The sequence below is a fragment of the Arcicella sp. genome (assembly GCF_964672035.1).
In genome coordinates, this window is record NZ_CBABQS010000104.1 from 1 (window position 1) to 12708 (window position 12708).

General features: G+C 38.1%; 10 protein-coding genes. 4 read left to right on the forward strand and 6 right to left on the reverse strand.

Annotation, left to right across the window (positions count from 1 at the left end):
• The first annotated feature begins 255 nt into the window (after positions 1 to 255).
• The 3 genes from AC1W31_RS18810 (at position 256) to AC1W31_RS18820 (ending at position 3242) form a co-directional block, all read left to right on the forward strand.
• Positions 256 to 2652, forward strand: a complete 2397-nt coding sequence (locus AC1W31_RS18810) for an alpha/beta hydrolase family protein (protein WP_481736035.1) — start codon at positions 256 to 258, stop codon at positions 2650 to 2652.
• 110 nt (positions 2653 to 2762) lie between these two features.
• On the forward strand, positions 2763 to 2972 hold the full coding sequence (locus tag AC1W31_RS18815; protein WP_481736036.1) for an alkylphosphonate utilization protein: 210 nt from the start codon (positions 2763 to 2765) through the stop codon (positions 2970 to 2972).
• Positions 2973 to 3005: 33 nt separating this feature from the next.
• Positions 3006 to 3242 carry a DUF1456 family protein gene (locus tag AC1W31_RS18820; protein ID WP_481736037.1) on the forward strand — a complete coding sequence of 79 codons (237 nt, stop codon included), beginning with the start codon at positions 3006 to 3008 and terminating at the stop codon, positions 3240 to 3242.
• Positions 3243 to 3319: 77 nt separating this feature from the next.
• Here the strand turns inward: AC1W31_RS18820 and kynU are convergent, their stop codons facing one another.
• The 3 genes from kynU to acs form a co-directional block, all read right to left on the reverse strand.
• Positions 3320 to 4582 carry a kynureninase gene (kynU, locus tag AC1W31_RS18825; RefSeq protein ID WP_481736038.1) on the reverse strand — a complete coding sequence of 421 codons (1263 nt, stop codon included), beginning with the start codon at positions 4580 to 4582 and terminating at the stop codon, positions 3320 to 3322.
• Between the two features lie 60 nt (positions 4583 to 4642).
• Positions 4643 to 5128 carry a PH domain-containing protein gene (locus AC1W31_RS18830; protein ID WP_481736039.1) on the reverse strand — a complete coding sequence of 162 codons (486 nt, stop codon included), beginning with the start codon at positions 5126 to 5128 and terminating at the stop codon, positions 4643 to 4645.
• A gap of 157 nt (positions 5129 to 5285) precedes the next feature.
• Positions 5286 to 7205: an acetate--CoA ligase gene (gene acs / locus AC1W31_RS18835; RefSeq protein ID WP_481736044.1), complete on the reverse strand. Its 1920-nt coding sequence runs from the start codon at positions 7203 to 7205 to the stop codon at positions 5286 to 5288.
• 125 nt (positions 7206 to 7330) lie between these two features.
• On the opposite strand from acs, the gene AC1W31_RS18840 reads away from it, so the two are divergent.
• Complete coding sequence (locus AC1W31_RS18840; protein WP_481736040.1) at positions 7331 to 7606, forward strand: hypothetical protein; 276 nt, start codon at positions 7331 to 7333, stop codon at positions 7604 to 7606.
• 227 nt (positions 7607 to 7833) lie between these two features.
• Here the strand turns inward: AC1W31_RS18840 and AC1W31_RS18845 are convergent, their stop codons facing one another.
• From AC1W31_RS18845 to AC1W31_RS18855, 3 genes are all read right to left on the reverse strand, one after another.
• Positions 7834 to 9729 carry a propionyl-CoA synthetase gene (locus AC1W31_RS18845; RefSeq protein ID WP_481736041.1) on the reverse strand — a complete coding sequence of 632 codons (1896 nt, stop codon included), beginning with the start codon at positions 9727 to 9729 and terminating at the stop codon, positions 7834 to 7836.
• A gap of 32 nt (positions 9730 to 9761) precedes the next feature.
• Positions 9762 to 10163, reverse strand: a complete 402-nt coding sequence (locus AC1W31_RS18850; protein ID WP_481736042.1) for a response regulator transcription factor — start codon at positions 10161 to 10163, stop codon at positions 9762 to 9764.
• A gap of 112 nt (positions 10164 to 10275) precedes the next feature.
• Positions 10276 to 12708 (reverse strand): ATP-binding protein (locus AC1W31_RS18855; protein WP_481736043.1); only part of this gene is annotated, 2433 nt, incomplete at its 5' end.

Below are 12708 nucleotides of genomic sequence, written 5' to 3' on the forward strand. Positions count from 1 at the left end.
ATTAGATATGGGTGTAGGGTGTATTCGCTTGAAGAAAATTGACCAGATTCCTTACGAATTAATTGGGCAATTGGCCAATAAAATGAGCGTGCAAGATTGGATAAATGTTTATGAGGAAACGTATAAAAAGAAATAAGATTCAATTCATTTTTGAATCGCATCACTGGATTGATTTTGAAACAATAAATTTCTCCAGAAAGAAGGAAAATTTATAAATACCTGTATTTTTGTAGCTATTCATCAAACATACAAAACATGAAACATACTTTCCTTTTTATTGCCTCACTTTTTTGTTTTCAAATCAACGCACAAGATGCAATTGAATACAAAACTCCTCCAGCCGCCATTCTGAATTTAGCCATGGCAAAACCTTCACCAGGCGTTAGTATTAACGATAAAGGTGATTGGATGTTAATTACTGAACGCAGTGCCATGCCAACAGTCGAGGAATTGGCTCAACCAGAATTACGGATTGCGGGATTGCGAATTAATCCCAATAATTTCTCGCCAAGTCGCACGACTAATGCGATTGGTTTATCCGTAAAAGAAATCAAAACTGGTCAAGATTTTCCAATTTTGGGTTTACCAACAAATTTAAAAGCGGGTAATTTTCAATGGAGTCCAAACGATGATAAAATTGCTTTTACGCAAACCAATGCGGATAGTATTGATTTGTACGTAATTGATTTAAAGACAAAAAAAGCCACAAAAACCAATAAAACGCCTTTGAATATTGTCATCAACGAGTTGTCTTGGTTGGATAATAATAGCGTTTTGTATCATGCCACGGTGAATTCTGCCAATAATGCTCCTAAAAGAACGTTGGCTCCCAAAGGACCAACGGTGCAACAAAATATGGGGAAGGTTGCTGCCAGTGCCACCTACCAAGATTTGATTAAATCGCCTTACGATGAGCAGCTTTTTGAGTTTTATACCACTTCTCAATTAGTGAAAAACACGAATGGCATTGAGACAAAAATTGGCACCCCACAGATTTATAGTTCAGCCGATATTTCGCCCGATAAAAAATACTTTTTGGTAGAAAGAATTGACAAACCTTTCAGTTATTTAGTACCAGTAAATGGCTTTAATTCAACCGTAATCATCACGGATTTGGACGGAAAATTCGTAAAAGAAATTGCTAAATTACCCAGTAGAGAACTTGCTCCATCAGGTTATGATAATATTTTGAACGCACCGAGAGGGCATTCTTGGGTGAATACTTTGCCAAATACCGTTACTTGGATTGAACCTTTGGATAGTGGATTAATTAAAAAGAAAGTTGAATTTCATGACGTTGCGTATATGCAAGCGGCACCGTTCACAGCCACGCCAACGGAACTCATGAAAACACCCATGAGAATGGGAAATATCTCGTCTCTAACTGAAAATGAATTACTTTTTTCTGAATATTCGAGGGTAAAACATCAGCAAAAATTGAGCAAGTTTGATATGGCTAAAAAGGAAGTTAAAAACCTGATTGACCGTAGTACAGACGATGCTTATAATGACCCAGGAATTCCTATCAGCACTGCCAACAAATATGGAAAAAATAGTATAAAAGTATTGGCAAACCGTACAGTTTTGATGCGTGGAGCGGGTTCTTCACCCAAAGGAGATTTGCCATTTTTGAATTCTTTTAATTTAGATACTAAAGAAACCAAAACGCTTTGGAGATGTCAAGAACCTTATTATGAAGTGGTTACGAGTATTTTGGACTTTGATAAATTGAGTTTTGTAACCAGCCGTCAAGGGCAAAATGAAGCACCTAATTATTATTTATACAATGGAGGAAATACAGCAAAACAATTAACGAATTTTCCCGACCCACAACCTGAGTTGAGAGGAATTACAAAAGAAAAAATTACCTACAAACGTAAAGATGGCGTTGATTTAGCCGCTGATTTATATTTGCCGAAAGGATATTCGAAAGAAAAAGATGGCGTTTTACCCGTGATTATGTGGGCGTATCCACGTGAATTTAAAAGTAGTAATGATGCTGCTCAAATCAGAGGCAGTAAATATACTTTTGTGCGGGTAAGTTGGGGTTCGCCAATTTTCTGGGCAACGCAAGGATATGCCGTAATGGATAACACAGAATTCCCGATTGTGGGCGAAGGTGATAAACAACCAAATGATAATTTCATCGAACAATTGGTTTGGAATGCGGAAGCTGCTATCAAAAAAATTGCTGATTTGGGCGTTGGAGATAGTACCAGAGTTGCCGTTGGCGGACATAGTTACGGGGCTTTTATGACGGCTAACCTTTTGGCACATTGCAAGTTATTTAAGGCTGGAATTGCCCGTAGTGGTGCGTATAACCGTTCTTTGACTCCTTTTGGATTTCAAAACGAAGAGCGTACTTATTGGCAAGTACCCGACTTATATTTCAAAATGAGTCCTTTTAGTTATGCCAATCAAATCAAAACGCCTTTGTTGATGATTCATGGTGAAGCGGATAATAATCCGGGCACTTTCCCAATTCAAAGTGAGCGTTTATACAATGCCATTAAAGGACACGGTGGTACGGTTCGATTTGTACAATTGCCTTACGAGAGTCATGGATATGCTGCCAAAGAAAATATTTTGCACATGCTTTGGGAACAAAATGCGTGGTTAGAAAAATACGTGAAAGGGAAAAACATCAAATAGGGTAGTTAATTTAAGACGAATACATACAAAAAGCCAAGTCAATTCTTGGCTTTTTGTATGTATTCTCCATGAACAACCGTAATTTTGCAGGATAAATCAAAAATAATAGTATGGATATTAAAGATAGCAACGGAAATATACTGAGCGAAGGCGATTCAGTTACCTTAATCAAAGACTTGAAAGTGAGAGGTTCTTCATCAGTGATTAAAAGAGGCACGGTTGTAAAAAACATTCGCTTAACCGACGATGAAGGCGAAGTGGAAGGCAAAGTTGAAAAGACTGTAATGGTTTTGAAAACAGAGTTTTTGAAGAAAGTTTAGTCCAATTCCCATTGTTTTCAAAATCAAAAAAATATGTCAAATAACGATATTTTCAAAAAACTCAGAGTAGCTTTAAGTCTTCGCAATGATGATATTATTGAAATAACAAAACTGGTAGGATTCACGGTTACCAAAGGTGAATTAGGCGATATTTTTAGAGCCGAAGACCATCCCAATTTTAAAAAATGCGGTGACCAAATTTTGCGTAATTTCTTGAATGGATTGGTGATTCACATGAGAGGGCCAAGAGAAGAGAAAGAAAGCATTTAAAACAATCTTCTATTATCAATCTTCAAGTACTTAATAGTCAGACACTTGAATATTAAGTACTTGAAGATTAAAAATATTCAATTCCAATAAAATGCCTCGCCAACCAAAAAAATATCCTCAAAAGTATTATACAAAGGCACGGGAGAAAGTCGAATAACGTTAGGCTCTCGCCAGTCGCCAATGATGCGGTTTTTGATGAGTTTATCGAATAATTCTTTCCCATTTTTTTCCACTAAAATGGATAATTGGCAACCTGATTCTTCGGAATTATTAGGAGTAATAATGTTCAAGATATTACCATTTTTTTGATTAAATTCTTCGAAAATAAACCGCAAATATTTAGTCAATTTTATGCTCTTTTTTCTGAGATTTTCAATACCCGCTTTGTCCGTAATCTCCAACGCTACCCGATGACACGCCATCGCCAAAATCGTGGGCGTACTGAGTTGCCAACCGTCCGCCCCTTGCATGGGTACGAAGCCTTTTTGCATCTTAAAACGAGTTGTTTGTTCATAACCCCACCAACCCGCAAGTCGTTGTAAATCAGACTGATGATGTCTTTCATGAACAAAAATACCCGAAACGCCACCCATGCCAGAATTTAAATATTTATAGGAACACCAGACGGCAAAATCAACGTTCCAATCGTGCAGATCTAAAGCAATATTTCCCACACAATGAGCCAAATCAAAGCCAACTTTTGCCCCAACGGATTGGGCTTTTTGGGTAATCGTTTTCATGTCAAAAACTTGACCAGAGTAGTAATTAATTCCGCCCATCATCACCAGTGCGAGCGTATCTTTGTTTTCCTCAATTTTCTGTAAAATATCTTCCGTTCTAAGGGTAAACTCACCGTCTCTCGGGAAGACTTCAATCAAGGCATCATCAGGATTAATTCCTCTGAATTTCAAGTGCGTTTCAAGGGCGTATTGGTCGGATGGGAATGCGCCGCCTTCGGTCAAAATCTTGTAGCGTTGGGGCGTAGGTTGGTAAAACGAAACCATCATCAAATGCAAATTAACGGTCAGATTATTCATCACCGTAACTTCCGAAGGCTTGCCTCCTACTATTTTTGCCAACGGTTCTTTGAGATGTTGGAGGTAATTTATCCAATTATCTTCGCCTTCAAACCAACCTTCCACGCCTAAATTCTGCCATTTATCTAACTCATTGTCAAGGTATTGCCGAACGGATTTAGGTTGTAAGCCAAGAGAATTTCCACACAAATAAATTTGTTGTTTCTCCTCGTGTACGGGTAGATGAAAGAGATTTTTGAATTCCTTTAATGGGTCTTCTTGGTCGAGTTGTTGGGCGTATTGGAGGGAATTTTGATAGGTCATTTTTTTAGTTGATGATTTCCTACAAAACTACTGATAAAGGGTAGATGTTCAAAGTGATTTTCATTGAAAACTCTCCACAAATTCTTCGGGTTTATCGGGCGTGAGAATAATCTTTCTTTGGTCTTTTGTTTCCACTAAAACAAAGTTGTTTTTACGAGTTACATACCAGGTCATGTTGCCTAAAGTAGCGTTCCAAAATTTACCAAAACTCCCAAAGAAACTGCCCACACCGAATGTCCGAAGGCTATTTTTCACTTTTGATTCATCAATTTCTTGTACGGATTGGATATTATTCCTATCAATTTCAATATTGTTTATCATGCGGTGAATCAATAATTTATCTGCAGAAACGGAATAATTATTGGGACGTAAAAGATAAACAGCGATAAAAGCAATTATTGGGATTATAGAGACAGATTTGGCAACATCTTGTCCATCGGCAGGTGTTAAGAAAAAGACCAGCATTAATACCATCAGTAAAATAGTAGACACAAAAATGGTCGTAATTTTATTGAATTTATCTAAGGAAGTAGTGAAAGTTGTCATTGTTTTAGGATGATTATGTTGTTGACGTAAATGTAAAGAAAAATAGCTTAACATTAAATTGAATTTTACGCCACAAAAAAACGCAGATTCAAACAGCATAAAAATCTGCGTAAATCTGCGTTGCGAAGCATCCTCCTTATCTGAGTACCATCAAATCCTACAAAGCCCCACCAATAATTTCCTCCACCACATTCGAGTCGAGCAAAGTTGAGGTATCACCAATATTTGAGGTTTCGCCCTCGGCAACTTTTCTTAAAATTCTACGCATAATTTTGCCAGAACGGGTTTTTGGTAAACCACTCACAAACTGAATTTTATCAGGTTTTGCAATGGGTCCAATCAAACGAGTTACGGTTGCAAGGATATCCTTACGAATCAAATCTTTGTCTTCCATTTGCGAATCACAAATCACGTAAGCATAAATTCCTTGCCCTTTGATGTCATGCGGATAACCCACCACAGCGGATTCAATTACGCCCAAGTGCATATTAATGGCATTTTCAACCTCAGCGGTTCCAATTCTATGCCCTGAAACGTTCATGACATCATCAACTCTACCCGTAATTCTGTAATAACCATCTTCATCACGCATACAACCGTCACCCGTGAAATACAGGTTTTTATAGGTTGAAAAATAGGTTTGAATACAACGTTCGTGGTCGCCGTAAGTAGTACGAATAATGCCGGGCCACGGGAATTTAATACAAAGATTTCCCGAGACACCATTGCCCAAAATCTCATTGCCAGCTTCATCCACCAAAATCGGTTGAACTCCTGGCAATGGCAAGGTTGCGTAAGCTGGTTTGGTCTTGGTAACACCCGCAATTGGCGAAATCATAATACCGCCCGTTTCGGTTTGCCACCATGTATCCACAATCGGACATTTACCTTTCCCGATATGTTCATCGTACCAATGCCATGCTTCTTCGTTAATAGGTTCACCAACCGAACCTAAGGTTTTCAAAGAGCTAAGGTCTTTATTATCAACGAATTGATTACCAAAACTCATCAAAGAACGAATGGCAGTTGGGGCAGTATAAAGTATATCAACTTTGTGTTTATCAATGACATCCCAGAAACGTCCAGCGTCTGGATAAGTTGGAATTCCTTCAAATATCAAGGTAGTTGCCCCCTGACAAAGTGGTCCATAAACGATGTATGAATGTCCCGTTATCCAACCAATATCCGCCGTACAAAAATGCACTTGACCAGGTTGATATTGGAACACATTGGCAAAAGTATAAGTGGCATAAACCATGTAGCCACCGCAAGTATGCACCACACCTTTGGGCTTGCCCGTTGAACCAGAAGTATAAAGAATAAAAAGCATATCTTCCGCATCCATTTCTTCGGCTGGACAGTCGGATGATACCGTTTTTACTTCATTTTCCCACCACACATCACGTCCTTTCAACATAGAAACTGGCGTGCGGGTACGGGTAGAGACAATCACTTTTTGAACCGATGGACATTGCACCAAAGCATCATCAACGGTTGATTTTAAGGCTATTTCTTTGTTTCCTCTGAAAGAACCATCGGACGTAATGACGATATTACATTGCGCATCGTTGATACGGTCGGCAATGGATTGAGCTGAGAAACCACCAAAAACCACCGAGTGAATTGCCCCGATTCTGGCACAAGCCAACACGGCAATTGCCAACTCAGGAATCATCGGCATATAGATACAAATTCTATCGCCTTTTTTGGCTCCGTGCTTTTTCAAGACGTTGGCAAATTGACACACTTTTTGATGTAATATCTTGTATGTCAAAGTAATAGATTCTTCTTCTGGGTCGTTAGATTCCCAAATAATAGCGGCTTGGTCGCCTCGAGTTGCGAGGTGACGGTCGAGCGCATTTTCGGTAATATTCATTTTACCACCGACAAACCATTTCGTATTTGCCGTAGCGAAGTCCCATTCTAAGGTTTTTTTCCAAGGTTTACGCCATTGAAAATTCTGCGCCACTTCCGCCCAAAATCCTTCGGGGTCAGTAACTGATTGATTATAAACTTCTTGGTATTGCTCGATTGAGGTTATTTGTGAGATCATTTTTATGGTACTGTTGGTTTTGATTATCTGTTTATTTACCTAAAGGCAAAGCAAATTGTAATGTTAATGAAAATTTTTTATTTGACATTAATTTTTTAAATTGAACAAAATAAATGTAATAAAACGTTTTGTATAAAATAATTAATAGTATGACAGCGATAATAAATAAAAGTATGGTTAAAGAAGCTCTTCTTGAATCGATTAATGAAGAATCATTAATTCTTGAAAAGGCTCTTATCTCAATCTTTATTAACAACCAAAATCATTTCTCTGATAAAGAATTAGAATTTCTTAACTCTTTTCTAAAAAATCTCAATAAGATTCAGAGTAGAGAAGAGCAAAATCAAACTACTGATGAAGAATTTGAAATGCTTATCAGCAAAAATTTTGAACGTTTCGGAGATACTTTTAGGGCCTTAGCATGATACAATATTTAACAAAACAACGAATTATCAGACTTCTGGACAATCAAATTTAGAAGAATGTCGAACGTGGTTTTCTGAAATTGTTATTTCAAATCTCTAAACACCTAAATCTCAATATCTTTCAAATTTCTCTTGTAAAATTACAAACAAAAAAGTCCAATCTATCCTTACTTGAAAGTATTCCGCTAAAATACTATAGCCTTTCATGCTAAATTACTATCGTTTATTCAAACAATATTTCCAATCTTTCTTATTCGTAAATATTGCTTAATTTCTTCCAAAATTAAAGGATCGTCAATCGTGGATGGAACAGTAAATTTTTCACCATCTGCCAACTGCCTAATTACTTTTCTTAGGATTTTTCCAGAACGAGTTTTGGGTAAACGTTTTACTAAAACAGTATTTCGATAGAAGGCAACAGCGCCTATTTTATCACGTATGAGTGAAATTGTTTCATTTTCAAGGCTTGCTTCATCAATCGTCTGACCGTCTTTTAATATCACAAAACCAACGGGTCTTTGTCCACGCAATTCATCCGCAATACCCACGACTGCACACTCCGCTACGGCTGGATGTGAGGCAATAATTTCTTCCATCAAACCCGTTGAAAGTCGATGCCCTGCCACATTAATTACGTCATCTACTCGCCCCATCACATATACATAACCTTCTTCATCTATATATCCACCATCGCCCGTGAGGTAGTAACCTTCAAAAGTATTCAAGTATGACTCTTTAAATCGTTCATTATCGTTCCAAAGTGTTGGTAAACTACCCGGTGCCATCGGTAATTTTACGCAAATAAAACCTTCTTCGTTGGCTTTCACTTCTTCGCCCGCTTCGTTCAAAATCTTTAATTCAAAACCACAAACAGGCTTGGTTGCCGAACCCATTTTTACAGGAAATTCCTCAACGCCCATCATATTTGACACCATTCCCCAACCCGATTCTGTTTGCCACCAATGGTCAATCACGGGCAATTTTGAAATATGCTGCAACCATTCCAAAGTAGGCGGGTCGCAACGTTCGCCAGCTACAAAAATGCTTTTCAACGAACTGAGGTCATATTTTTTCATTAATTCGGCCTCGGGGTCTTCTTTTCGGATAGCTCTAAAAGCGGTTGGAGCGGTGAAAAAACAATTGACTTTATGCTCTTCAATTACTCGCCAAAATGTACCTGCGTCGGGCGTTCGGATGGGTTTTCCTTCAAAGAAAATTGTGGTACAACCATAAATCAAAGGGGCATAAATAATGTAAGAATGTCCAACCACCCAACCTACATCCGAGGCCGCCCAAAATACATCCCCAGGTTTCACATTATAGATATCTTCCATTGAATAGTGCATCGCCACGGCGTGCCCACCATTATCTCGAACAATTCCTTTGGGTTTGCCCGTTGTACCAGAAGTATAGAGAATATAAAGCGGGTCTGTGGCATCAACTTCAACACAATCAGCGGGTTCTGCATGAGTTTGAAGTTCAATAAAATCAATATCACGTCCTTCAATCATCATTGCTCTTGCTTGTGGACGTTGTAAAATTACGGTATGTTTGGGCTTAAATTCTGCCTTCTCGATGGCATCATCCAAAAGTGGTTTGTAGGGAATAATCTTGTCAAACTCAATCCCGCATGAAGCCGAAATAATCACTTTGGGCTTGGCATCGTCAATCCTGATGGCTAATTCACTGGGCGCAAAACCACCAAAAACCACCGAATGAATGGCTCCTAATCTGGCACATGCCAACATTGCCATTGCCGCTTCGGGAACCATTGGCATATAAATTACGACGGTATCGCCTTTTTTAACGCCCAAACTTTTCAGTCCTCCCGCCAATTTTGCTACTTCGTCACGGAGTTCTCTAAACGTGTATTTTTTAACAGCCTTAGTTGCGGGTGAATCATAAATTAAAGCATTTTGTTCTCCACGACCATTTTCTACGTGATAATCGAGGGCTAAATAGGCGGTATTGAGTTTGCCGCCTGCAAACCAACGATGAAAGCCATGTTCATCTTGTGAAAGAATGGTTTTTGGCTTTTTAAACCAAGTAATTTTATCGGCTTGTTCCGCCCAAAACTGCTCTTTATTGGTGATACTGTGGTTATACTTTTCTTGATATTTCATTTTGTTTTGTTATCTTGTAAGCCATAAAATCATCATTCCATTTTTGTACTTCCTGTCACTACATTGATTGCCAAAGCATTCACTTTTGCCACTAATGTTCTGGTTGAAAAGGGCTTCGTTACGTATAAATCTGCCCCAACCGCATAGCCTTTCTCCATGTCAACTTCCTTATTTTTGGCACTTATAAAAATGACTTTGATATGTTCAAAACGAAGGCTATTTTTGACCGAATGACATACTTCATAGCCATCAACATTGGGCATCATAATGTCCAGAAGAATGATGGAAGGTACTTCTTTTTCGATTATATCCATGGCCTCAGAGCCGTCACGGGCAATAAATACTTGATAGCCTTCTTTTTTCATCAGAAATTCTAAGGACATCAAGATACTCGGCTCGTCATCTACGATTAAAACTTTTATTAATTCTTTCATATTTTTTATTGGTAAACGGTGAGCGGTAAAGGGTGAACGGTTCACGGCAAAAGGTACACTAAACGCATAGTCTTTTTCCCGTTCACCGTGAACCGTTTGCCGTTCACCGAAATCACACCACTGAAATCATAAATGTAAATTTAGAACCTCTTCCAACCATGCTTTCCAGCCAAATTTGTCCGTTGTGAAGTTCGATTATTTTCTTAGAAATTGCCAGTCCTAAACCGCTTCCTCTTGGTTTTTTCACGGTTTGGTCTTCAGCTTGGAAAAATTTATCGAAAATTAATCGTTGAAATTTCTTATCAATTCCTACGCCATTATCTTGTATGCTTGTATAAATACATCCTTCTACATAATGCGTAGCGATGGTAATTTCTCCTATTTCGGGTTGGCAAAATTTGATGGCATTGGATAAAAGATTTACCACCACTTGAATTAATTTGTCTTTATCAGCCTCAAATCTTGGCGCAAAACGGTCGGGCATGAATACAATTTTGATGCTTTTTTCTTTGGCTTGTTGGTATAAAGTATTGACCGAATCTTTTATGATTTCTTGAATATCAACTTCCTCGATATTCAGTTTTTGTTTTCCTGATTCATATTTTTCTAAATCCAACACCTGATTAATCAATCTGCTCAATCGGTCAGATTCTTTTACGACGGTTCCCAAAAAATGCTCTCTTTCTTCAATTTCCATATCGGGATTATCAAACACAATTTCGGACAAAGCCCTAATGGAAGTGAGTGGCGTACGGATTTCATGCGCCACGGTGGTTAAAAAATCGTCTTTTAATTTATCAGTACGTTGTAAAATTTCGTTGGCATCTTTTAACTCAGAGGTTGCCTTTTCTAATTCAAATGATTTTTTCCGTAAGCTCTTGTTGGCGGATAATAATTCTTGCGATGATTTTAGAATACTAATTACTTCTTCGGTAGAAATTTTTTCTTCTTTCGAGATAGAAGAAATCATAATGCGAGCCGATGCCGTTCCCACAACTCCTGCCAGCAATTTTTCGGTATAGGTGACTAATCGAGGGTCGGCTTTATCGCTATTGAGGTTGATTTTATTTTTTTGAGCAAATAATCTCAAGACTTTTTCTGAACGTCTTTCTCCGAAAAAATTACTTAAAAGCAACTGAATATCAGGTACATACGCCGTTCCACGCCAAATTGAAGAGTTTTCGATTTGACCAGAATATTCAAAAATATCAACAAAAATAACTGCCTGATTATGTTCGATGGAGGAAGCCTTTCGGGTTAATGAAAAATATAAATAACACCCTAAGTTGAACAACAAACTCCAGAATAACCCATGAGAAATATTATCCATTCCTTTCAATCCAAAAAGAGAAAAAGGCTTTAAAATCTCAATTCCCCACAAGCCATTATCCACAATTGACTGGGGGAAATAGCCCGCCCCAACCAACGACGGTAGCACCAATGTATAAAACCAAATCAGTGAACCTACCATCAAACCCGTTAATGCTCCTTTTCTGTTGCCCGTTTTCCAAAAAATTCCCCCAATAATTGCGGGCGTGAACTGTGCTACGGCAGTAAATGAAACCATTCCGATGGAAACTAAGGAATAATGTTCGGCAATGGTTTTGTAATATAAGTACGCTAAAAGAATAATCATCACGATGGATGTTCTTCTAATGTTGTTTACCAGATTGCTCAAACTTCCCTTAAATGTTTCTTGCAATTTTTTACTTTTTAGTACAATTGGCATCACTAAATTATTAGAAATCATCACACTAAGGGCAATTGTTTCAACAATAATCATACTGGTGGCGGCTGAAAATCCACCAATATAAGTCAATAGCGTTAAGATTTTTTGATTAAATTTTAAAGGAATTGCCAATACGTAACTGTCTGGATTAACGCTTTGATTAGCAAATAATAATTCGCCTGCCAATGCCGTTGGAATCACAAAAATATTTATCAATAACATATACAAAGGGAACAACCACATGGCTTTATTGAGATGTTTTTCATTGACATTTTCCACAACAGCCACTTGAAATTGACGGGGCAGAAACATTACTGCCGCCATAGAAAGAAAAATATGCCAAAACCAACTCGAAAAGTCTCCATCATTATTAAAAACGAAGGCTTTGCGAAGGTCTGGAACTAAAGATGCTTTCTGAAAAATATCCCCAAATCCATCAAAAACGATGTAGGTTACGAAAACTCCTGTGGTCAGAAAAGCCACTAATTTAATGATAGACTCTGCCGCAATGGCCGTGACCATTCCTTCGTGACGTTCGGTGGAATCAATCTTGCGAGTTCCGAAAATAATGGTAAAAACCGATAAGGCTACGGCAATGTAAAAAGGCAAATCTTTCCAAAATAAATCATTACCCTTATACTCGTCAGAAGAGCGTGCAACAATCAAAAAACTACTGGAAATCGCCTTTAACTGAATGGCAATATAAGGCAAAATCCCTGCGATACATACCACCGTAACTAATACCCCAAGCGTAGCACTTTTACCGTAACGAGACGAAATAAAATCGGCTATTGAGGTGATTCTCTGAACTTTACA

What these genes read in the sequence shown, in the direction of transcription:
- AC1W31_RS18830 (WP_481736039.1), bottom strand. Translation starts at nt 5,128, where the DNA reads ATGACAACTTTCACTACTTCCTTAGATAAATTCAATAAAATTACGACC.
- AC1W31_RS18815 (WP_481736036.1), top strand. Translation starts at nt 2,763, where the DNA reads ATGGATATTAAAGATAGCAACGGAAATATACTGAGCGAAGGCGATTCA.
- AC1W31_RS18850 (WP_481736042.1), bottom strand. Translation starts at nt 10,163, where the DNA reads ATGAAAGAATTAATAAAAGTTTTAATCGTAGATGACGAGCCGAGTATC.
- AC1W31_RS18840 (WP_481736040.1), top strand. Translation starts at nt 7,331, where the DNA reads ATGACAGCGATAATAAATAAAAGTATGGTTAAAGAAGCTCTTCTTGAA.
- kynU (WP_481736038.1), bottom strand. Translation starts at nt 4,582, where the DNA reads ATGACCTATCAAAATTCCCTCCAATACGCCCAACAACTCGACCAAGAA.
- AC1W31_RS18820 (WP_481736037.1), top strand. Translation starts at nt 3,006, where the DNA reads ATGTCAAATAACGATATTTTCAAAAAACTCAGAGTAGCTTTAAGTCTT.
- AC1W31_RS18810 (WP_481736035.1), top strand. Translation starts at nt 256, where the DNA reads ATGAAACATACTTTCCTTTTTATTGCCTCACTTTTTTGTTTTCAAATC.
- AC1W31_RS18845 (WP_481736041.1), bottom strand. Translation starts at nt 9,729, where the DNA reads ATGAAATATCAAGAAAAGTATAACCACAGTATCACCAATAAAGAGCAG.